Here is a 26,282-nt window from a genome sequence, read left to right on the forward strand (position 1 = left end):
CGGCCCCCGGCCCATGGAGTGGCCCGGCTCACATGGCGTATCCGCCCAGCCACCGACACGATGGTCTTCGTCACCGGCAGGCTGAAGGGATCACCAATGTTCCGCAAGGTGCTCGTCGCCAACCGCGGTGAGATCGCGATCCGGGCGTTCCGCGCGGGGTACGAGCTGGGCGCCCGTACCGTCGCTGTCTTCCCGTACGAGGACCGCAACTCGCTGCACCGGCTCAAGGCCGACGAGGCCTACGAGATCGGGGAGCCCGGCCACCCGGTGCGCGCCTATCTCTCCGTGGACGAGATCGTCCGCGCCGCGCGCCGCGCCGGAGCCGACGCCGTCTACCCGGGCTACGGCTTCCTCTCCGAGAACCCCGAGCTGGCCCGCGCCTGCGAACGGGCGGGCATCACCTTCGTCGGGCCCAGCGCCGACATCCTCGAACTGACCGGCAACAAGGCCCGCGCGGTGGCCGCCGCCCGCGAGGCCGGCGTCCCCGTCCTCGGCTCCTCCCAGCCCACCACGGACGTGGACGAGCTGCTGCGCGCCGCCGAGGACATCGGCTTCCCCGTGTTCGTCAAGGCCGTCGCGGGCGGCGGCGGGCGCGGCATGCGGCGCGTCGAGGACCCCGCCCAGCTGAGGGAGGCCGTCGAGGCCGCCTCACGCGAGGCGGCGTCCGCCTTCGGCGACCCCACCGTCTTCCTGGAGAAGGCCGTCGTCGACCCCCGCCACATCGAGGTGCAGATCCTCGCCGACGGCGAGGGCAACGTCATCCACCTCTTCGAGCGGGACTGCTCCGTGCAGCGCCGCCACCAGAAGGTCATCGAACTCGCCCCGGCCCCCGACCTCGACCCGGAGCTGCGCGAGCGGATCTGCGCCGACGCCGTGCGGTTCGCCCGGCAGATCGGCTACCGCAACGCCGGCACCGTGGAGTTCCTCCTCGACCGCGACGGCAACCACGTCTTCATCGAGATGAACCCGCGCATCCAGGTCGAGCACACGGTGACCGAGGAGGTCACCGACGTCGACCTCGTCCAGTCGCAGCTGCGCATCGCCGCCGGTGAGACCCTCGCCGACCTCGGGCTCTCCCAGGAGTCGATCACCCTGCGCGGCGCCGCCCTGCAGTGCCGCATCACCACCGAGGACCCGGCCAACGGCTTCCGCCCGGACACCGGCCGGATCAGCGCCTACCGCTCGCCGGGCGGCTCCGGCATCCGCCTGGACGGCGGCACCACCCACGCCGGCACCGAGATCAGCGCCCACTTCGACTCCATGCTGGTCAAGCTCACCTGCCGCGGCCGCGACTTCGCCACCGCCGTGAACCGCGCCCGCCGCGCCGTGGCCGAGTTCCGCATCCGCGGCGTGGCCACCAACATCCCCTTCCTGCAGGCGGTGCTCGACGACCCCGAGTTCCAGGCGGGACACGTCACCACCTCCTTCATCGAGCAGCGCCCGCACCTGCTGACCGCCCGTCACTCCGCGGACCGCGGCACCAAGCTGCTCACCTACCTCGCCGACGTCACGGTGAACAAGCCGCACGGCGAGCGGCCCGACCTGCCCGACCCGCTCACCAAGCTGCCGCCGCGCCCCACCGGACAGCCGCCCGCCGGCTCCCGGCAGCGGCTCACCGAACTCGGCCCCGAGGGCTTCGCCCGCTGGCTGCGCGAGTCGCCCGCCCTCGGCGTCACCGACACCACCTTCCGCGACGCCCACCAGTCGCTGCTCGCCACCCGGGTGCGCACCAAGGACATGCTGGCCGTCGCCCCCGTGGTCGCGCACACCCTGCCGCAGCTGCTGTCCCTGGAGTGCTGGGGCGGCGCCACCTACGACGTCGCCCTGCGGTTCCTCGCCGAGGACCCCTGGGAGCGGCTGGCCGCCCTGCGCGAGGCGGTCCCCAACATCTGCCTGCAGATGCTGCTGCGCGGCCGCAACACCGTCGGCTACACCCCGTACCCGACCGAGGTCACCGACGCCTTCGTGCAGGAGGCGGCGGCCACCGGCATCGACATCTTCCGCATCTTCGACGCGCTCAACGACGTCAGCCAGATGCGGCCCGCCATCGAGGCCGTGCGCGAGACCGGCACCGCCATCGCCGAGGTCGCGCTCTGCTACACGGCCGACCTGTCCGACCCGGGCGAGCGCCTCTACACCCTCGACTACTACCTGCGCCTCGCCGAGCAGATCGTCGAGTCCGGCGCCCATGTGCTGGCCGTCAAGGACATGGCGGGACTGCTGCGCGCCCCCGCGGCGGCCAAGCTGGTGTCCGCGCTGCGCCGCGAGTTCGACCTGCCGGTGCACCTGCACACCCACGACACCGCAGGCGGCCAGCTCGCCACCTACCTCGCGGCGATCCAGGCCGGGGTGGACGCGGTCGACGGGGCCGTGGCGTCCATGGCCGGCACCACCTCCCAGCCGCCCCTGTCGGCGATCGTCGCCGCGACCGACCACTCCGAGCGCCCCACCGGGCTCGACCTCCAGGCCGTCGGCGACCTGGAGCCGTACTGGGAGAGCGTCCGCAAGGTCTACGCCCCCTTCGAGGCGGGCCTCGCCTCCCCGACCGGCCGCGTCTACCACCACGAGATCCCCGGCGGCCAGCTGTCCAACCTGCGCACCCAGGCCATCGCCCTCGGCCTCGGCGACCGCTTCGAGGACATCGAGGCGATGTACGCCGCCGCCGACCGCATGCTCGGCCGCCTGGTGAAGGTCACCCCCTCCTCCAAGGTGGTCGGCGACCTCGCCCTGCACCTGGTGGGCGCGGGCGTCTCCCCGGACGACTTCGAGGCCGGCCCCGGCCGGTACGACATCCCGGACTCCGTGATCGGCTTCCTCCACGGCGAGCTGGGCACCCCGCCCGGCGGCTGGCCCGAGCCGTTCCGCACCAAGGCGCTCAAGGGCCGCCCCGCACCCAAGCGGGTCCAGCAGCTGTCCGCGGACGACCGGGCCGGACTGGCCAAGGACCGGCGGGCCACCCTCAACCGGCTGCTGTTCCCCGGACCCACCCGCGAGTTCGAGACGCACCGTCAGAGCTTCGGCGACACCAGCGTCCTGGACAGCAAGGCCTTCTTCTACGGCCTGCGTCCGGGCAAGGAGTACGGCGTCGACCTCGAGCCCGGTGTGCGGCTGCTCATCGAGCTGCAGGCGGTGGGCGACGCGGACGAGCGCGGCATGCGCACCGTGATGTCCACCCTCAACGGCCAGCTGCGGCCCATCCAGGTCCGCGACCGGGCGGCGGCCTCCGACGTCCCGGTCACCGAGAAGGCCGACCGGAACAACCCGGGCCATGTCGCGGCGCCCTTCGCGGGCGTGGTGACCCTCGCCGTCTCCGAGGGCGACGAGGTGGAGGCGGGCGCCACGGTCGCCACCATCGAGGCGATGAAGATGGAGGCGGCGATCACGGCCCCCAAGGCCGGCACGGTCGGCCGCCTGGCCATCAACCGCATCCAGCAGGTCGAGGGCGGCGACCTCCTCGTCGAACTCACCTGACGACACCCCCGCGCGTCGCGCGGGGAGGCGCCGGCCCGGCACCTCCCCGCGCGGCTCCATGTCTCCAGGTAACCCCTTAGGACTCCAGCCGTAGTACTGTGCCTGAAGTACTCTGAGTCCGCGCAGCACTCGCACAGGACCGGGAGGGGCCATGGTGAGGCGGAACGACCAGCGGCGCGCCGCCCTCGTCGACGCCGCGATCGAGGTACTGGCCAGGGAGGGCGCCCGCGGCCTGACCTTCCGGGCGGTCGACAGCGAGGCCCGAGTCCCCACCGGGACGGCGTCCAACTACTTCGCCAACCGCGACGACCTGCTCCTGCAGGCCGGAGCCCGGGTCTACGAGCGGCTCCAGCCCGACGAGGCCACCATCGCCCGCCAGCGGGCCGCCGGACGGGACCGCGAGACCTATGCGCAGCTGATGCGCGAACTCGTCGGCCGCATCGCCTCCTTCCGCACCGGATACCTGGCCCTGCTGGAACTGCGCCTGGAGTCCACCCGCCGGCCCGGCCTGCGCAAGCTGCTCACCGAGCGGGTCCGCGCGGACGTCGAGGCCAACGTCTCCTACCACGAGGCGTCCGGCCTGCCCGGGGACGCCACCGCCGTGAAGCTGCTCTACCTGGCCCTCAACTGGCTCATCGTGGAGCAGCTGACCCTGCCGGAGGTGTTCGGGGAGGCCGAGCGGGAGCGGCTGGTGACCGCCGCGGTCGAACGCATCGTGGCCGCCGGGTAGGCCCGGACGGCTCCGGGCGACAGGCGATTGTCAGTGGCCGGTGTCACGCTGAGTCGAGGAGCAATCAGCGAAAGGGAACCATCGTGATCACCACCGACTACGCCCCCGGTGCCCCCTGTTTTCTCGACCTCGGTGCCCCCGACGTCCCGGCCGCCGCGGCCTTCTACCGCTCGGTGTTCGGCTGGGACTACGAGGCCATGGAGGCCGAGGGCGACGAGAACATGGAAGGGGGGATGTTCCGCAAGGACGGCAAGATCGTCGCCGGGCTCGGCAAGCTCACCGAGAAGGGCGCCCGGTCGGCCTGGATGATCTACTACAGCGTCCCCGACGTCGATGCCACCACCCAGGCCGTGGAGCGGGCCGGCGGCACCGTCCGGGCCGCGCCCATGGACCTCGACGAATGGGGCCGGATGGCCCAGTACACCGATCCGCTGGGCGGCCAGTTCGCCGTCTGGCAGCCGGGCACCAGCAAGGGCATGGAACTGGTGGACCAGCCGGGCTCACTGTGCTGGACCGAGCTGATGACCACCGACGTCGCCGCGGCCAAGGAGTTCTACACTCAGGTCTTCGGCTGGCAGTACACCGAGATGGGCATGCCCGGCGGTGGCGGCACCTATCACATGATCACCCCGGCCGGGCAGCCCGAGGAGCGCATGCACGGCGGCATGGTGCAGCTCGGCAAGGAGGACCTGTCGGTCAACAAGGGCCGGCCGTACTGGCACCCGGTCTTCGCCGTCGACGACTGCGACGCGGCCGTCGCCGGCACCACCGAGAACGGCGGCACCGTACAGATGGGCCCGGAGGACGCCGAGGGCGTGGGCCGGCTGGCGGTGTGCCTGGACCGGGCCAACGCCGACTTCGTGGTGCTCAAGCCGTCTGACGGCTGAGCATCCGCCCGCGAGGGGGCCGGCTCGCGAGCCGCGAGCACCCGCCCGGCCCCCGCATCTTCAACGGCTGGTCAGAATCACGAGCCGCTGGGTGGCGCGCGTCATCGCGACATAGTGGTCGACGGCTCCCTCGATGCCTTCGCCGAAGTTCTCCGGATCGACGAGGACGACCAGGTCGGACTCGAGGTGTGCTGCGCGCCTCGCAACGTGGGCCGTGCGCCTCGCGGCGGCTACGTGTTCCCGGAGCGGGAACCGGAGCGGGAACCGGCGTGCGAGCGGGCCGCGCGTCGGGCTGCCGCACCCGCGGGCCCGCCCTGAGCGGTCCGGCGGCGACGCCCCCGCGACGAGCCGGGCGACGACTTCTGTGATGCCTGCGACGACTTGGCCGACGCGACCGGCACATTGATCACCACGGGCACGCCGGACGGCTGCCGGGCACCGGTGATGCGGCTGAGCTCCGCCTCGCCCGAACGCACCGAGGTGGTCCGCGCGGTGACCCCGGCCATGGCCATCAGACGGCTCATATCGCGCTGTTGATCCGGCGTCACCAGAGTGACCACACTGCCGGATTCGCCGGCGCGTGCCGTGCGTCCTCCGCGGTGCAGATAGTCCTTGGGGTCGGTGGGCGGATCGACGTTGACCACCAGGTCCAGGTTGTCGATGTGGATGCCGCGCGCCGCCACATTGGTCGCCACCAGCACGGTGACCTGACCGCTCTTGAACTGGGTGAGCGTGCGAGTGCGCTGGGGCTGGGACTTGCCGCCGTGCAGGGCCGCGGCACGCACTCCGCTGCTCAGCAGGTGCTTGGTCAGCCGGTCGGCGGCGCGCTTGGTGTCCAGGAACATGATGACCCGGCCGTCCCGCGCCGCGATCTCGGTGGTGGTGCGCCGCTTGTCGGTGTCCTGCACGTGCAGCACGTGGTGCTCCATCGTGGTGACGGTACCCGCGGACGGGTCCACCGAGTGCACCACCGGGTCGTGGAGGTAGCGGCGGACCAGCCGGTCGACGTTGCGGTCGAGGGTCGCCGAGAACAGCATGCGCTGCCCGGTTGGCTGCACCTGGTCGAGAAGCGCGGTGACCTGCGGCATGAAGCCCATGTCGGTCATCTGGTCGGCCTCGTCGAGCACGGTGACGGCGACCTCGTCCAGCCGGCAGTCGCCCCGGTCGATCAGATCCTTCAGCCGTCCCGGCGTCGCCACGACGACCTCGGCCCCGGCGCGCAGCGCGTCGGCCTGCCTGCCGATCGACATCCCGCCGACCACGGTGGCCAGCCGCAGGTGCATGGCGCGGGCGTAGGGCGTCAGGGAGTCGGTGACCTGCTGAGCCAGTTCACGGGTGGGTACCAGGACCAGGGCCAGGGGCTGCCGGGGCGCGGCGCGGCGGCCCGCGGTGCGGGCCAGCAGCGCCAGGCCGAAGGCGAGCGTCTTGCCCGAGCCGGTGCGGCCCCGCCCGAGGACGTCACGACCGGCCAGGGAGTTGGGCAGGGTCGCGGCCTGGATCGGGAAGGGGACGGTCACGCCCTCGTGGCCGAGGGCGTCGAGCAGCGGGGCGGGCAGGTCGAGGCCGGCGAACGACTCGACGGCGGGCAGGGCCGGCGTCTTGGTGACCGGCTGGGCGAACTCGGCCTGCGGTGCGGTGCGTTGACGTCCGACGCCGTCCGTGCGGCGCGGGGCGCCGGAACGGCCGGCGCGGCCGGCTGCGCTGCGGCCGGCCGCGGTGCTGCCGGAGGGGGCGGACGTGCGGGATGTGCGTGCTCGGCTCATACGAGACCTTCAGACTTCCTTGATGCGGCACGTATCAAGGAAGTCGCGCGTGAGGCCGCGCGGAATCTCGCGAGAACGAACCGGGGTGAAAGGCGCGTCGAGGCGCCCGAAAAGGGATCGAGCCGGGGCCCGCACCCGAAGGTGCGGCCCGGCTGCGATGTGCGTATGCGTGTGGATCAGGCGGGAACGATGTTCTCGGCCGCGGGACCCTTCTGGCCCTGCGCGATGTCGAAGCTCACCTTCTGGCCCTCGTGGAGCTCACGGAAGCCCTGCGCGGCGATGGCCGAGTAGTGGGCGAAGACGTCGGCGCCGCCGCCGTCCTGCTCGATGAAGCCGAAGCCCTTTTCCGCGTTGAACCACTTGACGGTACCGGTTGCCATTTTTTCTCTCCTTCGGAACGGTGTCGGAGCTCCATATCGCACGGAACCCCGGTCGCCGTGATGATCACCCGTCGGAAAACGTTTCTGGCAACCACTACTGCAACTGATCCCGACACTATCACGCGGTAATCGCCGAAGCACGGTCGGCAATATCACTGCGTCCGGCACCGATCGGGGACGCTGCGGGGGAATATTCCGGAGGTCGGCCGAAAATTCCCCCACCAGGTGGCCGAATATTTCCGATCCGGGCACCGTCAGGGCCCGGACGTTCGCCGGCCGCCGGCCGCAGGCCGCCGGCCGCCGGCCGCAGGCGTGGGTGCGTGGGTGCGTGGGTACGGAGGGCGGGAGGTGCCCCGGCCGTGCCCGCCCCGGCAGAAAAGCTGCAGCCGCGACTAGAGTTGTCGTGCGGGAGGGAACCTGCTCTCCCGCGGCGGGTCACAGCCCCCGTGGCTCGCGGAAAGGTGCGCATGCCCTCGGAGCACAGGCCGGACACCGATGCCCGGCCGCCGGCCGGCGACCGGCTCGACGACGACCACTACCCGGCGTACACGATGGGCAGGGCCGCCGAACTGATCGGTGCCACGCCCGCCTTCCTGCGTGCCCTCGGCGAGACGGGGCTGATCACTCCGAGCAGGTCGGGGGGCGGCCACCGCCGCTATTCGCGCCACCAGCTGCGCATCGCGGCCCGGGTCCGCGAACTGGTCGACCAGGGGACGCCGATCGAGGCCGCCAGCCGCATCGTCGACCTCGAGGACCAGCTGGAGGCGGCCCACCGCGCTCACGCGGGACCAAGGGACACGTCGAACAGCCGCGACGAAACGCGCGAGTGAAAAATCTGTCCTCGCCGCACCAGAAATCTGTCTCCGCCGCATCAGGAAATGGCGGAACGGAAATCCGTGCTAGGCTTGACCTCGTTGCAGTTGTGGTTGCCCTTTGCGTCAGCGGTTTCATCCCGGGCAGGTAATCATCGACAGCGATGTGAGGGCCCGCACGGTGTGGGCCTGAAACTGTCTAGGAGTATGAATTATGGCCACCGGTACTGTGAAGTGGTTCAACGCGGAAAAGGGCTTCGGCTTCATCGCGCAGGACGGCGGCGGCGCCGACGTCTTCGCCCACTACTCGAACATCGCCGCGCAGGGCTTCCGTGAGCTCCACGAGGGCCAGAAGGTGAGCTTCGACGTCACGCAGGGCCAGAAGGGCCCGCAGGCGGAGAACATCGTTCCCGCCTGACGCACGTCTCGCTCCCGCACGGAGCATTCAGGAGGCCCGCACCCCACGTCTGGGGTGCGGGCCTCCTGCCGTTTCCAGGGCCGTCCCGTACCGGCGTCATCATGCACCGGCGTGGTCAGGGGCCGGACCGCCGGTCCGCGGGCATGGTGATGCGGGCGATCGCCTCGACGGTCAGGGACCGGTCGTGCGGCTGCTGCGCCAGCGCCCGATGCAGCGTCAGTCCCTCGATGAGCGCGTCCAGTTGGCGCGCGGTGTCCGGATCGAAGTGCTTCTCGAGGTGCACCCGGCTGCGGCGCATCCACTCGTGGGTGAGCTCGCGGTAGGCCGGCCGCCGGGCGGCGAGGGTGTAGAGCTCCTGGGTCAGCACCAGATCGCGCCGGCTCCCCTCCGACAGGGTGTGCACCAGGTCCGCCACGGCCGTGCGGGCCTGGTCGCGGCCGGCCGCGGCACCGAGGTGGGCGTCGAAGACCGCGACGATGTGGTCGGTGAAGCGGCGGAACGCCTCGCGCAGCAGTTCGTCGATGCCGTCGAAGTGGTAGGTCATCGACCCCAGGGGGACACCGGCGCGTGCGGCGATCCTGCGGTGGGAGACCCGGGCGATGCCCTCCTCGGCGATCAGGTCGAGGGTGGCCGCGATGATCCGTTCGCGCCGCTGGGGGTCGGTGTGCCCGGTGGCCATGGCACCTCCCTCACAGGGTGCGGACCGGGCGGGCGGGGTTGCCGACGGCGACCACACCCGCGGGCACGTCCTTGGTCACCACGGCACCGGCGCCGATGACGGAGTCGTCGCCGATGGTCACGCCGGGCAGGACGATGGCGCCGCCACCGAGCCAGACGTTGTCGCCGATGGTGATGGGCCGGGCGGCCTCCAGCTTGTCGCGCCGGGGCCGGGGCTCCAGCGGATGCGTCGGGGTGAGCAGCTGGACGCCCGGCCCGATCTGGCAGTCCTCGCCGATGGTGATGGCCGCGACGTCCAGCGCGGTCAGGTTGCAGTTGACGAAGGTACGCGCCCCGATGGTGATGTTGCTGCCGTAGTCGACATACAGCGGCGGCCGCACATGCGCCTCCTCACCCAGCCGGCCCAGCAGCTCCGCGAGGATCGGGCGGGCGGCCTCCGCGTCCTCGGCGTAGGCGGCCTGGTAGCGGGCGGCCAGCCGGACGGCCCGCTGCTGGCTGCGGGCGATCTCCGGATCGTCGGCGATGTAGAGATCGCCCGCCAGCATGCGTTCGAGATTGGTGCGCGGGTCGTCCGCGAAGTAGTCCGTGTCGTCCGTCGCCATGCCCGAGACGCTACCTCGTGGAGCGTACGAACGTACACTCCGGGCTCCCGAGGGTCCCGGGGGAGGCCTCGGCAGGCCCGGGGGAGTGCCCGGAGTCCTCAGCCGACGGGCGGCATGTCCGTAGGCTCCGAGTCGAGACCCGGCCGGCGCTTGCGCCAGGCGCCGCGGGTGAAGTCCGGGATCTCGACCGGCCGGCCACCTCTGGCCAGGGAGGCGGCGCTCAGCGGCACCGCCGAGCACCAGGCGGCCGAGTCGTACACATCGATGTCCGGCGCCAGTCCCGCACGCATCAGCTGCACGGTGCGCCACTGCAGGATGTAGTCCATGCCGCCGTGGCCGCCGTTGTTCGCCGCGTCGTCGCCCACCTTCTGCCACAGCCAGTGGTCGAACTCCTTGCGGTAGCTCTCGAAGTCCCGCCAGGTGTGGCCGCTGTGATCCGGCTCGATGTAGATCCGCGCGCCCGTGGGTGCCGGGCCCGCGTAGTCCTCGACGATGCCCCGGCTCCCGGCGAGCGTGTTGATCCGGCTGTAGGGGCGCGGCGAGCTCACATCGTGCTCCGCCCGGATGATCCGGCCCTTCGCCGTCTCGATCAGACAGGTGATCAGATCGCCGTTGATGTACGTCTCCTTCCAGGACGGGTGCCCCTTCGGGACGAAGCGCTCGCGGTAGTCCGCCAGCCCGCGCGGCTCGGTCGCGGTGGCCCGCAGGGTGACCATGCGGTCGCCGCGGTTGACGTCCATCGCCGCCGCGATCGGGGCCAGGCCGTGCATGGGGTAGAGGGACGCGGTGCTGCGGGTGTGCCACAGCCGCCGCCAGGAGTCGGTGTAGTACGTGTCGGAGAACAGCAGTTCGCGCAGGTCGTGCAGATAGCCGCCGTGCCCGTTGGTGATCTCGCCGAAGAGACCGGCGTGGGCCATCCTCAGCATGGCCAGCTCGTTGCGCCCGTAGCAGCAGTTCTCCGCCAGCAGCAGATGCCTGCGGGTGCGCTCCGAGGTGTCGACCAGGTCCCACAGCTGGCGCAGCTCGGTGGCGATGGGCAGCTCCACCACGGCGTGCCGGCCGCTCAGCAGGGCCGCCCGGCCGTGCTCGTAGTGGAACTCCCACGGCGTGGCGACGTACACCAGGTCGATGTCCTCCCGCTGCAGCATGCGGGCGTAGGACTCGGCCGACCCCCCGTACTCGGCGGGGCGCGGCTCGCCCTTGCTCTCCAGCCGGTCGGCGGCGCGCTTGGCCCGATCGGCGCGGATGTCGCAGACGGCGGTGACCGTGCAGCCCGGCACGGCCGCCCAGCCCGTCACCATGCCCGAGCCCCGGTTGCCCAGACCGATCACGGCGACCCGGACGGTCCGGTGGACGTCGAACGGAACGCCGATCATCGACTTCTGGCCCGGTCTGCGGCCCGGCGCCGCGCCGGTCGCGGCCACGGCGGCCGGAGCGGCGGACATACCGGCGGCGAGCGCGCCGGTGGCGACGGCTCCGCCCAGCAGAAGTCGGCGGGAGACAGCGGCGATCTCGGACATGACGGCAACACTCCTCGGTGGGCGGCCTGCATCACTGTCGGTGGAAGACTCTGCGGGCTTGGTGAGGCCATGTCAATATGTGCTCGATAGGCAGCCTTTTCGCGCACAACTGAGCACCGGTGGAAGATGAGGAGGCGTCACTTCTGTTCGGAGGACGGTCCGCGCGTGGAGAGGCCGGCGGCGCCGGTTCGCGGCAGAGTGGGGGGATGAACGCAGACGACCCGGCCACCCTCGCCCGAGCCAGGGTGGCGACCAGGCTGCCCGCCCAGGACCTGGACCGCGCCCGCCGCTTCTACGCCGACAAGCTGGGACTTGAGCCGGTCGACGAACGCCCCGGCGGGCTCCTCTACCGGGGCGCGGCCGGCGACTTCGTGGTCTTCCGGTCCACGGGCAGCTCGCCCGGCACCTTCACCCAGATGGCCTTCGAGGTCGACGACCTCGACAGCGCCGTGGCCGAGCTGCGGCGGCGGGGCGTGGTCTTCGAGGACGTCGACCTGCCCGGATTCCGCACCGTGGACGGCATCGCCGAGGTGGAGGGCAACTACCCGAGCAAGGGCGCACGCGCGGAGCGCGGCGTCTGGTTCCGGGACAGCGAGGGCAACCTGCTGGGCATCGGTGAACCGATCGCCTGACACGGCCGCTGTGCCGCACCGAAGGGCGCCGCGCCGGTGGCACAGTGACCGTATGTGCGGCCGATACGTAGCCACCCGCAGCCCCGAGGACCTCGTGCAGCTGTTCCAGGTCACCGACTGGCGCGCCGAGGAGAGACTCGAGCCGAGCTGGAACGTCGCCCCGACCGACCAGGTCTACGGCGTGCTCGAACGCCGCCCCCGGCGCGACGGCGACGACGGCGAGGTGCGCAGGCAGCTGCGCGCCCTGCGCTGGGGACTGGTGCCGTCCTGGGCCGACGACCTGAAGATCGGCGCCCGCCTGATCAACGCCCGGGTGGAGACCGTGCACGAGAAGCCCGCCTTCCGCCGGGCCTTCGTCAAGCGCCGCTGCCTGCTGCCGGCCGACGGGTTCTACGAGTGGCGCCGCATCGACGACCCGGCCACCGGCAGGAAGCGCAAGCAGCCGTACTTCATCCACGCCGAGGACGAGGAGGTGATGGCGCTCGCCGGGCTGTACGAGTACTGGCGCAACCCGGACGTCGAGCGGGACGACGACTCCGCCGCCTGGCTGATCACCTGCACCATCATCACCACCGAGGCCACCGACGCCGCCGGCCGGATCCACCCGCGCATGCCGCTCGCCCTCACCCCCGACCACTACGACGCATGGCTCGACCCCGCCCACCAGGACCCCGACCGGCTGCGGGCCCTGCTGACCACCCCCGCCGGCGGCCACCTGGACGCCCGCCCCGTCTCCCCGGCCGTCAACAACGTGCGCAACAACGGGCCCGAACTGCTCGAGGAAGTGGAAGTGCCAGAGCAGCCGTGACCCAGGCCCGCGGCACAGGAGTCGCCGGCGGCCGCATCCGGGGACCGAGCGGGGCAGAAGAGCCGACACGACCAACGACCAGGACCGATCCACCGCCGGGGGTCTCACGTGCAGGGCAGGCAGGACCACGACGGCACGCGCCCGCTGGATGTCGTGGTCGTGGGCGGCGGTGCGGCCGGGCTGAGCCTCGCCCACCGGCTGGCCTGCCGGAGCCGGCTCACCGTGACCGTCGTCGAACCGCCCGACGGTCCGCTCCGGCCACCCGAACGCACCTGGTGCTACTGGGCGGCGGAACCCGACGACTTCGCCGAGGCCGTCGAAGCCACCTGGTCCCGCCTGCGGGTCCACGGCCCCGACGGCACCGGCATCACCGTCGACCCCGCCCCGCTGCAGTACCGCATGCTGCGCTCCGCGCCGTTCGAGCGGCTGGTGCACTCCGCGCTCGACCGGAACCCCCGCACCACGCTGCTCCGCGCCACCGCCGAGACCGTGCGCGAGGTGCCCGGCGGCGCGGAGGTCCGCTGCACGGCACCCGACGGCCGGACCCTGACCCTGCGCGCCGCCCGGGTCTTCGACTCCCGCCCACCCCGCGTGCTCCCAGCGGCCAGGACCCTGCTGCTGCAGCACTTCCGCGGCTGGTTCGTGCGCACCGCGGCAGACAGCTTCGACCCGGCGGTCGCCGGCCTGATGGACTTCCGGGTGCCGCAGCCCCGCCACGGCCTCGCCTTCGGCTACGTGCTCCCGCTCGCCGCCGACCACGCCCTCGTCGAGTACACCGAGTTCTCCCGCGAGCCACTGGACCGGACCGCGTACGAGGCGGCGCTGGACCACTACTGCCGCAGCGTCCTGCGTCTCGGCCCGTACACCGTGGAGGCAGCCGAGCAGGGCGTCATCCCCATGACCGACGCCCGCTTCCCCCGCCGCACCGGGCCCGCCGTCTTCCGCATCGGCACCGCGGGCGGCGCCACCCGCCCGTCGACCGGCTACACCTTCGCCGCCGTCCAGCGGCAGAGCCGCGCCATCGCCGCCGCGCTGCGCGAGGGACGCGACCGGGTGCCGCACCCGCACGGCCGACGGGCGCTGGCCATGGACGCGGTACTGCTGCGCGCCCTCGACACCGGGCGGATCGACGGACCCGACTTCTTCACCCGGCTCTTCCGCCGCACCCCCGCCGAGCGCCTGCTGCGCTTCCTCGACGGCGCCACCTCACCCCGGGAGGACCTCGGCATCGGACTGCACACCCCCGTCGGGCCGATGCTGCGGACCGCGCTCGAACTTCCCTTCCTGCCCCGCCGCTCCCGGCCCGCGCCCAGCGCCACCCCCCGAGACGAAGAGAGCCGACGATGACCCTGCTGCGCGACCGCGACCTGGCCCGCGCCTTCGACCACGCCTCGCAGACCTACGACCGCCTCACCGCCCTCAACCCCGGCTACCGCTCCGAGCTGCTGCGCTCGGCGCGGCGCCTGCGTCTGCCGGACGACGGGGCCGGACTGCGTGTGCTGGACCTCGGCTGCGGCACCGGCGCCTCCACCCGCGCCCTGCTGCGGGCCGCGCCCCGCGCGCGGATCACCGCCGTGGACGCCTCCTCCGGCATGCTGCGCCGGGCACTTGAGAAGCCGTGGCCTGCGCAGGTGCGCTTCTTGCACATGACCGCCGAGGAGTTCGCGGCCGACGACGAAGGCCCCTTCGACGCGGTGCTCGCCGCCTACCTCTTCCGCAACGTCACCGACCCCGACCGGGTCCTCACGGCCGTGCGGACCCTGCTGCGACCGGGCGGACGGCTCGCCGTCCACGAGTACAGCCTCAGCGGCGCGCCCGTGCACCGGGCACTGTGGAACGCCGTCTGCCGAGGAGTGATCATCCCGGCGGGCACGCTCGGCGGGGACCGGGCGCTCTACCGGCACCTGTGGGCCAGCGTCCTCGGCTTCGACACCGCCCCCGCCTTCGCCGACCGGCTGCGCCGCGCGGGCTTCACCGGCGTGCGCGTCGGCCCCGTCGCCGGATGGCAGACGGGCATCGTGCACACCTTCCTGGCCCGCAACGGGTTCGCGGCCGGCGCCGGAACGGCCACGCCGCCCACCGCGGCCGCGACGACCGGGGAGACGCGGTGAGCGCCCCCGAGCGCGTCCCTCGGCGCGCAGCCAGGCGCGCCGCCCGCCGCGGCCGGGACCGCCGGGCGGAGATCGTGATGCCCGCCCCCGGCCGGGACCGGTTCGAGCCCGGCGACGCCCCGCACATCGCGGTGGCCGGCGGCGGGATCGCCGGTCTCGCCGCCGCCACTCTGCTGGCCGAACGCGGCGCCCGGGTGACCCTCTACGAGCGCGAACCCGCGCTCGGCGGACGGCTCACCGGGGGACCCACCCGGCTGGCCGACGGCTCCACGGCGACCATGACCCGCGGGTTCCACGCCTTCTTCCGCCAGTACTACAACCTGCGGGGCCTGCTGCGGCGCACCGACCCCGGCCTGACCGGGCTCACACCGCTGCCCGACTACCCGCTCCGCCACAGCGCCGGCCTCACCGACAGCTTCGCCCGCGTCCCGCGCACTCCGCCGCTCAGCGCGCTCGGATTCGTCGCGCTGAGCCCCACCTTCGGCTGGCGCGGCCTCGCCGCCCTGGACGCCCGCGCGGCGCTGCCCCTCCTCGACGTCCGCGTGCCCGAGGTCTACGACCGCTACGACTCCCTCAGCGCCGCCGCCTTCCTGGAACGCGTCCGCTTCCCCGAGGCCGCCCACCACCTCGCCTTCGAGGTGTTCTCCCGCAGCTTCTTCGCCGACCCGCGGGAGCTGTCCGCCGCCGAACTGCTGCTGATGTTCCACATCTACTTCCTCGGTTCCGCCGAGGGCCTGCTCTTCGACGTGCCCGACGAACCCTTCCCGCAGGCACTTTGGGGCCCGCTCGGCGCCTACCTCGAGCGCCTCGGCGCGACCCTGCGCACCGGCACACCCGTGCATGCCGTACAGCCCCGCGAGGACGGGGGAGTGGAGCTGCGCACCGACACCGGCACCCACCGGTACGACGCCGCGGTCCTCGCGCTCGACCCCGGAGGCCTGCGCCGCCTCGTCGCCCATTCCCCGGACCTCGGTACCGAGTTCTGGCGTGACGACATCGCCGCGCTGCGCACCGCGCCGCCGTTCCTGGTCTCCCGGATGTGGCTCGACCGCCCCGTGCGCGAGGACCGGCCCGGCTTCCTCGGCACCAGCGGCTACGACGGCCTGGACAACATCAGCGTCCTGGAACGCTACGAGGGCGAGGCCGCCCGCTGGGCCGCCCGCACCGGGGGCTCGGTCGTCGAACTGCACGCCTACGCGGTGCCCGACGGCACCGAACGGGAGAAGATGCAGCGGCTGCTGGTCGAGCAACTGCACCGGGTGTACCCGGAGACCCGCCCGGCGCGGATCGTCGACGCCCGCCACGAGTGGCACGACGACTGCCCGCTGTTCGAAGTCGGCGCCTACCGGCGGCGCCCGGCCGTGCGGACACCGGATCCCCGGATCACCCTGGCCGGCGACGCGATCCGCTGCGACCTTCCCGTGGCGCTGATGGAACGAGCGGCCACCACCGGCTTCCTCGCGGCGGGCGCGCTGCTCGCCCGGTGGAACGTCAAGGGCCAGGTGCTGTGGACGGTGCCCCGAGCGGGCCGCTCCCGGGTCCTGCGGGCCCTGAACGCCCTCGCCGGCCGCTGATCCTTCCCGCGTTCAGCCGGGGAAGCGCCCCGCGCTCACTCGGTCAAGTGCCCCGCGCTCACCACGGTCAAGCGCCCCGTGCTCATCCCGGGAAGCGCCCGGTGCTGCGCAGTTCCCAGCGGCGCTCGGCGTAGGCGAGGTCGTCGCGCCACAGCCTTCCGGACGCGCGGCGGATCAACGGGCGCAGGAGGGGTGCGGCAGCGGACGCCAGGGCGAAGCCGCGCCGGTCCGAGGCGGCGACGACCGCCTCCACCACGGCGGTCCGGGGCCGTGCGGCGCCCTCGGCGGTCAGCGGCGTGGCATGGGTCTCCACCACGGAGGTGGCCCCCTCGCCCTCGGCGATCCGCATCACCACGGTGCGCGGCTCGGGCGCGGTGAACTCGGCCCGCACCGGCACCACCAGACGGCCCGCCACCCGGAACGACACCTCCACGACGAACCTGTCGTCCACCTCGCCGCCGGAACCGGCCTCCGGCGCCTGCGCCACCTTCAGGTCGACGAAGGAGTAGGGGTGGAACCAGGCGCCGTGCCACGGGTCCAGCCGGTTGGCGACCACGTCCTGCGGCTCGCACCGCCCCACCGCCGTGTGCACCGCGTCCACGATCCGGCCGGGCGCGGGCCGCACCGGCACCACCGGACGCTCCAGCGGCTCCTCGCCGCCGACCGCGTCCAGCCGCACCCACACCAGCACCCCGTCGTCATGGACCGGGAACGGCTCCCAGCCCGGGAACGGGGCACCGTCCAGGGCGAGTCCGTGCCAGCGGCAGACCAGCTCCCCGCACACCACCACCCCGGAACGCAGCGGCGCACCCAGGTGCGGGCACGCTCCCGGCCCCGCGTGCAGCTCCCCGGTGTCCGAGCGCCACAGCACCACCTCCACGCCGCCCACCGTCCGCCCGCGCGGCGGACCGCCGGCCCGTACGTCCCGCGAGGCGCCGACGACGAACCAGTTGCCCGACGGGCGGGCACCGGCCCGCTTCAGCGCGTTGGCGATCAGCCCCGGACGCGCCGCACGCCAGGTGGGCTCCTGCCCCGACCATCCCGGCCCGCTGCGCCGCCGGCGCAGCGGAGGCGTCCAACGGGCCCTGCCCGCGCGCTCCTTGCCCGTACGCTCACCGTTCACCCGGTCACTCACGGCCCGCACTCCCTCCGCCGAACGCCTCCGCCTCTCTCCCGACCCCGGCCGCAGGGCGCACCGACGCCCCCGCCAGCCGCCCGCGGCACCGCGCTCCCAGCACCTGCGCGACCCCTGCCGCGGCCGTCACCGCACGGCGCCCGCGCGAGACCACGGCACGGGAGTGCAGCACCCGGTAGTCGTGCCGGGCGATGGCGTCGAGGATGCCGCCGTACAGGACGTAGGCGGTACGGATGCAGGGCCTGACCCTCGGGTCGAGCATCGCGATGCCCGGCTCCGCCTCCCGGTACACCCGCCGCGTCAGGGCCTCGGCGGCCATGAACGCCGCCCGGACGCGCGGGTCGTGACGCCCCGTGCGCCGGCTCCACTCCAGCAGCGGCCGGTCCACACCGTGGGCGGTCAGCAGATCCGCGGGCAGATAGACCCGGCCCCGGTCCAGATCCTCGCCCACGTCCCGCAGGAAGTTGGTGAGCTGGAACGCCACACCGAGCGCCGCCGCGTGCGGCGCCGCCTCCTCGCGGGGGACGACCGTGCCGAGCACCGGCAGCATCTGCAGCCCGATCACCGCCGCCGAACCGTGCATATAGGCCCGCAGATCGGCGTAGGTCGGGTAGTCCGTGACGCTGAGGTCGCTGCGCATCGAGGCCAGGAAGTCGGCGAACAGCGTGGGGTCGATGGCATACCGCTCGGCGGTGTCCGCAACCGCGCGCACCACGGGTTCGTCCCCGCCGCCGGTGCGCAGCCCGCGCGCCAGATCGCCCTCCAGACGCCGCAGCATGCGGTCGCGCTCGGCGGGCGTCAGCCGCCGGTCCAGGTCGTCGACGATGTCGTCCGCCCAGCGTGCGAAGCCGTAGAGCGCGTGCACCGCGCTGCGGCGCTCCAGCGGCAGCAGGCGGGTGGCCAGGAAGTAGGTCCTGCCGTGCCGGGCGTTCAGCCTGCGGCAGCACTGGTAGTCGGCGCGCAGTCCGGGATCCGTGATGCCCGCGGCGTCCAGTTCACGCCTGCTCATCGCTGCCCTCCCGGGTGGACACGGCGGCGGCCGCCCCGGCGCCGGGCACGGCGGACGGGCGGCACGGCGCACTCCGGCCGGAGCCCGGACCTGGCCCCGACGACACGGCTGAGGCGGCCGTCCGAGCGGACCCACGCCGTGCCGGGACGCCGCCGGTGATCCGGGCGGCCGCCAGCTTGCCGCTGAGCAGCACCGTCGGCACCCCGACGCCCGGCGTCGTCCCGCACCCGGCGAGCACCACGTTCTCCAGACCGCGCACCAGGTTGCGCGGCCTGAACGGCCCGGTCTGCGCGAAGGTGTGGGACACCGAGAAGGGGCTGCCGGCCGCGTGGCCCTGCGCCGTCCAGTCCCACGGCGTCACCAGCATCTCCCGCTCGACGGAGGCCGCGAACCCGTCGAGGCCCCGCCGCTCGAGCTCCCCGACCAGCCGGTCCCGGTAGCGGGGACCCAGATCCCGCCAGGCCGTCGCGGACGGGCCCACCGCGGTGTTGGGGCAGGGCGCCAGGACGTAGTGCAGATGCCGGCCCGGCGGTGCCAGCGAGGTGTCGTGCGTGGTGGGCCGGGTGATGAGCAGGGACGGATCGCTCATCGGCTCCCCTTTTCGGGTCAGTTCGTCGAAGGTGCTCTCCCAGGCCGCCCCGAACGACAGCGTGTGGTGCGCCAGATGGGACCAGGTGCGGTCGGTCCCGGCGTGCAGGATCACCGCCGAGGGCGAGTGCCGCAGCCGCACCGGCCGCCGCGGCGCGCCGCCCAGCAGCCGGTGGGCGGTGGACAGTTCGCAGGTCAGCACCACCGCGTCACAGGCGATGCGCTCACCGGATTCCAGCCGTACGGCCCGCACCCGTCCGGCCGGGCGCTCCAGCGACGCCACCCCGTCCGACCAGCGGAAGGCGGCACCGGCGTCGGCCGCCGCGTCCGCCATGGCCCTCGGCAGGGCGTGCATGCCGCCCTTGGGGAACCACACGCCCGCCACCGTGTCCATGTAGGCGATCACGGCGTACGCGGCGAGGGCACGGGCGGGGGCGACACCGGCGTACAGCGCCTGGAAGGAGAACACCCGGCGCAGCCGCGGATCGGACAGGAAACGGCAGATCCGCCGGTCCAGACGGCCGAACCCGCCCAGCGCCGCAAGCCGCGCCAGGTCCGGGTGCAGCAGTTGCAGCGGCGAGTCGAAGTTCGTGTCGATGAAGTGCCGCAGCTGCGCCCGGTACAGCTGCCGCAGCCAGCGGCGCAGCCGGCGGTAGCCCGCGGCCTCCTCCGGCCCGGCGAAGCGCCGCACCTCCTCCTCCATCGCCTCGCCGTCGGTGTGGACGTCGAGCAGGGTCCCGTCGGCGAACTGCGCCCGGTACGCCGGGTGCAGCCCCAGCAGCTCGACCCGCCGGGCGAGGCTGTCGCCGACGGCGGCGAAGGCCTCGTCGGCGAACTCGGGCATCGTCAGCACCGTGGGACCGGTGTCCACCTGGTAGCCGCCGAGCCGCACCCGGCCCGCACGGCCGCCCGGACCCGGATCGCGCTCGACCACCGTCACCCGGCGCCCGGAGCCCAGCAGATGCAGCGCACACGCCAGCCCGGAGAGCCCGGCGCCCACGACGACGACATGATCGGTGCGTCCCGGTACGGTCCTCACGCGTCCCCCTCGGTGCCTGCGGGGGCCACTCCCGAGGCGCGCCGGACCAGCGCCGCGAATTCCCGCCGCACGGCCTCGGAGGCGCCGGTGCGCGCGAAGTGCTCCACGCCGGAGGCCGCCAGCTCCGCGATCCTCGACTCCATCACGGCACGGGCGCCGATACGTTCCAGCGCCGCCCGCATGCGCGCCACGTCGGCGTCCGACCTGGGGTGCGTGCCGGGCGCCAGCGCCTCGGCGGCCTCCTGGTCCCCGGAGGCCTCCGCGAGCCGCAGGCCGACGGCCAGCAGACAGGTGAGCTTGCGGCCGCGCAGATCGTCGTCGGCCGGTTTGCCGGTCACCGCCGGGTCGCCGAAGGCGCCGAGCAGATCGTCCCGGAACTGGAAGGCGAGGCCCGCACAGCGCCCGGCCCGGCGCAGCGCGTCCAGGGTGCGCGGCTCGGCGGCGGCCAGCGCCGCGCCCAGCGCCAGCGGGCGTTCCACCGAGTACAGGGCGCTCTTCAGCGTGGCGATCGACACCGCCTCGTCGACGCCGCCGTCACCCGACGCCTGCGCATGCAGGTCGCGGTACTGACCGGCGACCATCTCGCCGCGCATGGCCCGCCATTCGCCGTGCAGCCGGGTCCCGTACGGCGACTCCAGCGCCGTCTCGGTGAGCAGATCGTCCGCCCAGGTCAGCGCCAGATCACCGGCCAGCACCGCGGTGGCGGCGCCGAACGACTCCGGCGCGCCGGTCATCCGGGCTGCGCGGTGCATGCGGGCGAGGTCCACGTGCACGGCGGGGGCGCCCCGGCGCAGCGGCGAGCCGTCCATCAGGTCGTCGTGTATGAGGGCGCAGGCCTGGAGCAGTTCCAGGGCGGCGCCGGTGCGCAGCACCGCCGTGGCGTCACCGGTCCCGCCCGCCGCCCGCCAGCCGCACCAGACGAACGCGGTGCGCAGCCGCTTGCCGCCGCGCCGCACCAGCGCGCCGACCCGGCCGGCCACGTCCCGGGCGAACACCGGGTCCACCTCGCCGGCCTGCCGCATCCCCGCGTCGAGCACCTCGTCGAGGAGCGCCTCCAGGTGCCGCACCGCGTCCAGCGCCGAACGCGGCCGGCCGGGGCCCGTGCCCTCGGTGCACGGCACGGTGGCGCGTCCGGCCGCGTCCGCCCTGGTCGTCCGCAGTCGCAGCATGGGCAAGCCCCTCTCGCTCCCGGTCACCTGCACCCCGTTGTTCTCCGCAGAGCCGTTCCCGGATGCGCCGATTCCTGCCCGATGCGCGGGCGCCGCCCGACACACCTCACTCCACCGGCCGAACCCCGGTTCCCGCCGCCCGAGCCCGAGGGGCCTCCCGGTCAGCCCCGGTCGCCGGGGCCCGAGGCCCGTGCAAAGGTCAGCCCCGGTCGCGGGCCCGCCGGAACCGCGCCAGCCCCTCACCGAGGTCGATCAGCGGCGACGGGTACCCCAGGCCCTCCCGCTCACGCTCGGGCAGCCGCCACGGCTCGTGCACCAGCGGGCCCTCCACCGCCCGCAGCTCCGGCACCCAGCGGCGCACATACGCGCCCTCCGGGTCGAAGCGCTTGCCCTGCACCACCGGATTGAGCACCCGGTGCGGCCGGGTGTCGGTGCCGGTTCCCGCGACCCACTGCCGGTTGAGCCGGTTGTTGACGATGTCGCCGTCCACCAGCCAGTCCAGGAAGTGCCGGGCACCGATCCGCCAGTCCACGTACCGGGTCTTGGTGAGGAAACTCGCCGCCAGCAGACGCGCCCGGTTGTGCATCCAGCCCTCCTCGCGCAGCTGGCGCATCCCCGCGTCGACCATCGGATAGCCGGTGCACCCGGCACGCCAGGCCTCGATGTCCCGCGCCGCGTCCTCCTCGGTGCGCCACTGGTCGCCGCGGCTGCGGTAGTCGCGCACCGACGACTCCGGGCGGGCCGCCAGCACCTGATGGTGGAAGTCCCGCCAGCACTGCTGCCGCACGAACGCCTCCGCCCCGGGGCCGCCCGTCGCGCGGGCACGCCGCACCAGCTCCACCGCGGACAGCGCGCCGAAGTGCAGATACGGCGAGAGACGTGACGTGGCGTCACCGGCCAGGTCGCCCTGCCGGTCCGCGTAGCCGGACAGGCCGGACCGCGCCCAGCGCGCGAACCGGTCCCGGCCCGCCGACTCGCCCCCGGCCGGCAGGCCGGGCGACACACCGGACACCTCCGCGCGGCTCGGCGGCGCCTCGCCCCGCACCCCCTCGGGCACGCGCACACCGCGCGGCGCCGGACGCACATCCCGCAGCCGCTCAGCCGACCAGCGGCGCAGATACGGCGTGAAGACCGCGTAGTGGTCGCCGCTCCCCGGGGTCACCGCTCCGGGCGGGACCGCGGTGACCACCGCGTCGTGCACCCGCAGCGCCACCCCGCGTTCCCCGAGCGCCTTGCGCAGCAGCTCCTCCCGCCGGTGCGCGAACCGGGTGACACCCGCCGCCAGATGCACCTCGGCGGCATGGCACTCGGCGACGACCGAGCAGACCTCCCGGACGACCGGGCCACTGCGCACCACCAGACGGCCACCGCGCCTGCGCAGTCCGGCGTCCAGGTCGGTGAGGCAGCCGGCGAGGAAGGCGGCCCGGTCCGGCACGTCGAAGCCCGCCGCGTGCACCGCGGGATCGCGCACGAACAGCGGCACCACCTCGTCGGCGGCCGCCAGCGCGGCCCGCAGCGGCGGATGGTCGTGCAGACGCAAATCCGAGGTGAACAGGACGACCGCGACGGTCATGGTGCGACTCCAGATGGTGCGTGGGGGAACGGGGCGGCCGGCCGTGATCCGGGCGCCCCTACCGTCTGCTGCTCGCCCGGCCCGCTTGCTGGATGCGCCCGGGCTGTTCCTGCGCGTCCACAGCCTTCGCCGCCGCCCGTGTGATGCTGCGGGCCATGCCGCCGAACACCACGGCGTGGAAGGGGGAGACGGCCCACCAGTAGGCGTGGCCCAGCAGCCCGCGCGGATGGAACAGGGCGCGCTGCCGGTAGCGGGTGCGGCCCGCCTCGTCCGTCTCGGCGTGCATCTCCAGCCAGGCCAGGCCAGGCAGCCGCATCTCCGCGCGCAGCCGCAGCAGCCGGCCCGGCTCGATCTCCTCGACCCGCCAGAAGTCCAGCGCCTCGCCCACCCGCAGATGCTGGGCGTCGCGCCGGCCGCGGCGCAGCCCGACCCCGCCGGCGAACCGGTCCAGCCAGCCGCGCACCGCCCACGCCAGCGGGAACGAGTACCAGCCGTTGTCGCCGCCGATGCCCTCGATCACCCGCCACAGCGCCTGGCGCGGCGCGGCGACCGCTGCCTGCCGTTCATCCTGGTAGAGGCTGCCGCCCGCCCAATCCGGGTCCGTCGGCAGCGGATCGCTGGGCGCCCCCGGCACCGAGGCCGAGGACCAGCGGGTGGCGACCTGCGCCTGCCGCACCCGGCGCAGCGCCAGCGCCAGCGCCTCGTCGAACGGCAGCGGCCTGCCCGGCGGGTCGGGGACATGGCGGGCGATGTCGTGCTCGTGGCAGACGACCTCGTGCCGCAGCGACTCCGTCAGCGGCCGGGCCAGACCGGCCGGCACCGGGGTGACCAGCCCGACCCACAGACTCGACAGCTTCGGCGTGAGCACGGGCACCGGCACCACGATCCGCCGCCGCAGACCGGCGACAGCGGCGTACCGCTGCATCATCTCCTGGTACGTCAGCACGTCCGGACCGCCGATGTCGAAGGCCCGGTTCACGTCCCCCGGCATGCCGGCCGAGCCGGTCAGATACCGCAGCACGTCCCGCACCCCGATGGGCTGGACCCGGGTGCGCACCCAGCCGGGGGTCACCATGACCGGCAGGCGCTCGGTCAGATAGCGCAGCATCTCGAAGGAGGCCGAACCGGAGCCGATCACCACCGCCGCACGCAGCACGGTCGCCGGCACCGGCCCGTCCAGGAAGATCCGCCCGACCTCGGCACGGGACCGCAGATGCGGCGACAGCTCCGCCTCCGGCACGCCCCCAGGGGTGAGCCCGCCGAGATACACGATCCGGCGGACGCCCGCGGCATGCGCCTGCTCGGCGAAGATCCGCGCCGCCCGCCGGTCGGTGTCCTCGAAGCCGGAGCCGCTGCCGAGGGCGTGCACCAGGTAGTAGGCGACGTCGATGCCGCGCATGGCGGCGGCGACCTCCTCGGCATCCGTCACGTCCCCGCGCACCGTCCCGACCTGGTCCGCCCACGGATGGTCGCGGAGCTTGCCGGGGGAGCGGGCCAGACACCGCACCCGGTGACCGGCCTCCAGCAGCTCCGGCACCAGGCGCCCGCCGATGTACCCGGACGCGCCGGTCACCAGGCAGTGCAGTCCCTCCGGGTGAGGCTGTCCGTCCATGTCCACCTGTCTGCCTCCGGGCTGCGGCTGATGGCCCCTGGTCCGATCATGTCCGCCGAACCGCGACCCCGCCCGTCGGCGGCGCCCGGCCGCCCCGCACGGTCCGCCGTCCCGCCGACGGCCCTCATAGGGGGCAGAACGGCTGAAAACGGGGCGGCGGGCGTCGCCGTGCCCTGATAGTCCGTAAGGGGCGACGCCTGCTGACGCACCGCTGACGCCCGCCGACGCACGAGACGCAGGCGAACCCCGGGAACGACCGGGCGACATGAGAACCACCGCGGAGGGCACACGGGTCACCCGCACGGGCGGTCAGCGAACCGGCCGTGCCCGAGGGACGGAGACGCACCGATGGCGCAGACGGACACCCCTGGTGAGCACGCGAGCGTGCTGCGGCTGCCGGGGATCGTGCTGGGCGTGGGCCTCGGCGGATTCGCCGACGGCATCCTGCTGCACCAGCTGCTGCAGTGGCACCACATGCTCACCAGCACCGACCAGGACCGCATCGGCGTGAAGTACTACGACCCCGACACCGTTCCCGGGCTGCGCATGAACACCGTGTGGGACGGCATCTTCCACACCGTGTGCTGGCTGGCGGTCCTGACCGGGCTCGCGATCCTCTACGCCAGGGTCACCCAGGACCGGCGGCGGGTGTGGACCTCCCGGGTGCTGTGGGGCTGGATGCTCGTCGGCTGGGGGCTGTTCAACCTCGTCGAGGGCGTCCTGGACCACCACGTCCTGGGCATCCACCACGTCTACGCCGGTGACGGACAGCTCTGGTGGGACCTCGCGTTCCTCCTCATGGGCGCCCTTCTGGTGGCCGGCGGCCTGCTGCTGCAACGCGGCGGCCGCCCCCTCGCCCTCCCCGCCGGCGCACCGGGGCCCGACGCCCGATGAACCACCCCGCCCACCACCACGCGCCGGAAGCCGGCACCGGCCCGCTGGAGACACTGCTGCCCGCGCTCGCCCTGCTGATCTGCGCCGCCGGCTACCTGCTGCTCGACCTGCTGCGCCGCCCCGTCTGGCTCGCCGGGATCGCCGCCGTGGTGGCGGCGGCCGTCTGCCAGGCGGTGGCCCTGGCCACCGGCCCGCTGACCGTCGTCCAGCCGCTGTTCGTGCTGGAACTGCCGCTCGCCCTGGTCATCGCCACCGTGCTGTTGCACGGGCGGCTGTCCCCGGCCGGCTGGGCCGGCGTCGCCGCCGTGGTGACCGGGCTCGCCGTGGCCCTCGCCGCCGCGGCACCGACCGGCAACCGCACCCAGGTGCCGATGGACCACTGGATCCCCGCGCTCGCGGTGTGCACGGCCGCTCTCGTCGCCCTGGTGGCCGCCGGGCTGCGCCGGCCCGAGGGCAGGGCGCGCGCCGCCTGCTTCGGACTGGCCACCGCCGTCGCCTACGCGACGACCGCCGCGCTGATGAAGACCTCCATGCACACCCTCGACGACGGCGGCATCACCGCCTTCCTCACCACCTGGCAGACCTACGGCTTCGCCCTGTACGGCGCCGCGGCGCTGTTCCTGCTCGAGCACGCGATGCAGGCCGGCCCACTCGTCGCCTCCCAGCCCGCCCTCACGCTCGGTGACGCGGGCCTCAGCCTGACCCTGGGCATCGTCGTCTACGCCGAGTCGGTCCGCACCGGCTGGTGGCTGCTGCCCCAGCTGCTCGGCGTCTCCCTCATCGCCACCGGAGTCCTCGCCCTCGCCGCCCTGCCCCTCACCCGCACCCTGACCAGCGAGGAACAGCCTGCCGGAGCACACGACGAGGCACCTTGACG

Annotated in this window: 23 protein-coding genes; 12 read left to right on the plus strand and 11 right to left on the minus strand. The window is 73.6% G+C overall.

Going from position 1 to position 26,282, the window contains the following annotated elements:
• Positions 1–96: 96 nt before the first annotated feature.
• From ABD198_RS10920 to ABD198_RS10930, 3 genes are all read left to right on the plus strand, one after another.
• Complete coding sequence (locus tag ABD198_RS10920) at positions 97–3,471, plus strand: pyruvate carboxylase (RefSeq protein ID WP_343999830.1); 3,375 nt, start codon at positions 97–99, stop codon at positions 3,469–3,471.
• Positions 3,472–3,622: 151 nt separating this feature from the next.
• A complete protein-coding gene (locus tag ABD198_RS10925; protein ID WP_343999832.1) occupies positions 3,623–4,201 on the plus strand; it encodes a TetR/AcrR family transcriptional regulator in 579 nt (192 codons plus the stop codon).
• An 83-nt stretch (positions 4,202–4,284) separates the two neighbouring features.
• Positions 4,285–5,088 carry a VOC family protein gene (locus ABD198_RS10930; protein ID WP_343999834.1) on the plus strand — a complete coding sequence of 268 codons (804 nt, stop codon included), beginning with the start codon at positions 4,285–4,287 and terminating at the stop codon, positions 5,086–5,088.
• A gap of 230 nt (positions 5,089–5,318) precedes the next feature.
• Here ABD198_RS10930 and ABD198_RS10935 read toward each other — a convergent pair whose 3' ends face one another.
• Both ABD198_RS10935 and ABD198_RS10940 read right to left on the minus strand, forming a co-directional pair.
• Positions 5,319–6,851, minus strand: coding sequence for a DEAD/DEAH box helicase (locus ABD198_RS10935; RefSeq protein WP_343999836.1), 1,533 nt, complete (start codon positions 6,849–6,851; stop codon positions 5,319–5,321).
• Positions 6,852–7,027: 176 nt separating this feature from the next.
• On the minus strand, positions 7,028–7,231 hold the full coding sequence (locus ABD198_RS10940; protein WP_167996684.1) for a cold-shock protein: 204 nt from the start codon (positions 7,229–7,231) through the stop codon (positions 7,028–7,030).
• Positions 7,232–7,698: 467 nt separating this feature from the next.
• Here ABD198_RS10940 and ABD198_RS10945 point away from each other — a divergent pair, with 467 nt between their 5' ends.
• Together ABD198_RS10945 and ABD198_RS10950 are read left to right on the plus strand one after the other, a co-directional pair.
• On the plus strand, positions 7,699–8,061 hold the full coding sequence (locus ABD198_RS10945) for a helix-turn-helix domain-containing protein (RefSeq protein ID WP_343999839.1): 363 nt from the start codon (positions 7,699–7,701) through the stop codon (positions 8,059–8,061).
• A gap of 196 nt (positions 8,062–8,257) precedes the next feature.
• Positions 8,258–8,461, plus strand: coding sequence for a cold-shock protein (locus ABD198_RS10950; RefSeq protein WP_343999841.1), 204 nt, complete (start codon positions 8,258–8,260; stop codon positions 8,459–8,461).
• A 115-nt stretch (positions 8,462–8,576) separates the two neighbouring features.
• On the opposite strand, the gene ABD198_RS10955 is transcribed toward ABD198_RS10950, so the two are convergent.
• The 3 genes from ABD198_RS10955 to ABD198_RS10965 all read right to left on the minus strand — a co-directional run bounded on the left by ABD198_RS10955 (position 8,577) and on the right by ABD198_RS10965 (position 11,261).
• Positions 8,577–9,140 carry a TetR/AcrR family transcriptional regulator gene (locus tag ABD198_RS10955; RefSeq protein ID WP_343999843.1) on the minus strand — a complete coding sequence of 188 codons (564 nt, stop codon included), beginning with the start codon at positions 9,138–9,140 and terminating at the stop codon, positions 8,577–8,579.
• A 10-nt stretch (positions 9,141–9,150) separates the two neighbouring features.
• Complete coding sequence (locus tag ABD198_RS10960) at positions 9,151–9,741, minus strand: sugar O-acetyltransferase (protein ID WP_343999845.1); 591 nt, start codon at positions 9,739–9,741, stop codon at positions 9,151–9,153.
• 98 nt (positions 9,742–9,839) lie between these two features.
• Positions 9,840–11,261 (minus strand): Gfo/Idh/MocA family protein, encoded by a 1,422-nt coding sequence (locus ABD198_RS10965; protein WP_343999847.1) that lies wholly within the window; start codon positions 11,259–11,261, stop codon positions 9,840–9,842.
• Positions 11,262–11,467: 206 nt separating this feature from the next.
• Here ABD198_RS10965 and ABD198_RS10970 point away from each other — a divergent pair, with 206 nt between their 5' ends.
• From ABD198_RS10970 to ABD198_RS10990, 5 genes are all read left to right on the plus strand, one after another.
• The gene (locus ABD198_RS10970) at positions 11,468–11,893 is read left to right on the plus strand and encodes a VOC family protein (protein ID WP_343999849.1); all 426 of its coding nucleotides are present in this window, start codon (positions 11,468–11,470) and stop codon (positions 11,891–11,893) included.
• A 52-nt stretch (positions 11,894–11,945) separates the two neighbouring features.
• The gene (locus ABD198_RS10975; protein WP_343999850.1) at positions 11,946–12,701 is read left to right on the plus strand and encodes an SOS response-associated peptidase; all 756 of its coding nucleotides are present in this window, start codon (positions 11,946–11,948) and stop codon (positions 12,699–12,701) included.
• A gap of 108 nt (positions 12,702–12,809) precedes the next feature.
• Positions 12,810–14,048, plus strand: a complete 1,239-nt coding sequence (locus ABD198_RS10980) for a lycopene cyclase family protein (RefSeq protein ID WP_343999852.1) — start codon at positions 12,810–12,812, stop codon at positions 14,046–14,048.
• The gene (locus tag ABD198_RS10985) at positions 14,045–14,812 is read left to right on the plus strand and encodes a class I SAM-dependent methyltransferase (RefSeq protein WP_343999854.1); all 768 of its coding nucleotides are present in this window, start codon (positions 14,045–14,047) and stop codon (positions 14,810–14,812) included. The genes ABD198_RS10980 and ABD198_RS10985 overlap by 4 nt, the downstream gene beginning before the upstream one ends.
• Positions 14,813–14,889: 77 nt before the next feature.
• Positions 14,890–16,386, plus strand: coding sequence for an FAD-dependent oxidoreductase (locus ABD198_RS10990; RefSeq protein ID WP_343999892.1), 1,497 nt, complete (start codon positions 14,890–14,892; stop codon positions 16,384–16,386).
• Positions 16,387–16,468: 82 nt separating this feature from the next.
• Here ABD198_RS10990 and ABD198_RS10995 read toward each other — a convergent pair whose 3' ends face one another.
• From ABD198_RS10995 to ABD198_RS11020, 6 genes are all read right to left on the minus strand, one after another.
• A complete protein-coding gene (locus tag ABD198_RS10995; protein ID WP_343999856.1) occupies positions 16,469–17,521 on the minus strand; it encodes a DUF5914 domain-containing protein in 1,053 nt (350 codons plus the stop codon).
• On the minus strand, positions 17,514–18,530 hold the full coding sequence (locus ABD198_RS11000) for a phytoene/squalene synthase family protein (RefSeq protein WP_343999858.1): 1,017 nt from the start codon (positions 18,528–18,530) through the stop codon (positions 17,514–17,516). Before ABD198_RS11000 ends, ABD198_RS10995 begins: the two co-directional genes overlap by 8 nt.
• Positions 18,517–20,157 carry a phytoene desaturase family protein gene (crtI, locus tag ABD198_RS11005; protein WP_343999860.1) on the minus strand — a complete coding sequence of 547 codons (1,641 nt, stop codon included), beginning with the start codon at positions 20,155–20,157 and terminating at the stop codon, positions 18,517–18,519. Before crtI ends, ABD198_RS11000 begins: the two co-directional genes overlap by 14 nt.
• Positions 20,154–21,326 carry a polyprenyl synthetase family protein gene (locus tag ABD198_RS11010; RefSeq protein WP_343999861.1) on the minus strand — a complete coding sequence of 391 codons (1,173 nt, stop codon included), beginning with the start codon at positions 21,324–21,326 and terminating at the stop codon, positions 20,154–20,156. The genes crtI and ABD198_RS11010 overlap by 4 nt, the downstream gene beginning before the upstream one ends.
• A 199-nt stretch (positions 21,327–21,525) precedes the next feature.
• Positions 21,526–22,899, minus strand: coding sequence for a cryptochrome/photolyase family protein (locus tag ABD198_RS11015; protein ID WP_343999862.1), 1,374 nt, complete (start codon positions 22,897–22,899; stop codon positions 21,526–21,528).
• Positions 22,900–22,957: 58 nt separating this feature from the next.
• Entirely contained in the window at positions 22,958–24,511 is a 1,554-nt protein-coding gene (locus ABD198_RS11020; protein ID WP_343999865.1) for an SDR family oxidoreductase, read from the minus strand.
• A 348-nt stretch (positions 24,512–24,859) separates the two neighbouring features.
• Here ABD198_RS11020 and ABD198_RS11025 point away from each other — a divergent pair, with 348 nt between their 5' ends.
• Together ABD198_RS11025 and ABD198_RS11030 are read left to right on the plus strand one after the other, a co-directional pair.
• Complete coding sequence (locus ABD198_RS11025; RefSeq protein WP_343999867.1) at positions 24,860–25,405, plus strand: DUF2243 domain-containing protein; 546 nt, start codon at positions 24,860–24,862, stop codon at positions 25,403–25,405.
• Complete coding sequence (locus ABD198_RS11030; RefSeq protein ID WP_343999868.1) at positions 25,402–26,280, plus strand: DMT family transporter; 879 nt, start codon at positions 25,402–25,404, stop codon at positions 26,278–26,280. The genes ABD198_RS11025 and ABD198_RS11030 overlap by 4 nt, the downstream gene beginning before the upstream one ends.
• Positions 26,281–26,282 lie beyond the last annotated feature (2 nt).

Origin of the sequence: Streptomyces thermocarboxydovorans (genome assembly GCF_039524635.1) — a bacterium.
In the GTDB taxonomy this organism is placed as follows: Bacteria; Actinomycetota; Actinomycetes; order Streptomycetales; family Streptomycetaceae; genus Streptomyces; species Streptomyces thermocarboxydovorans.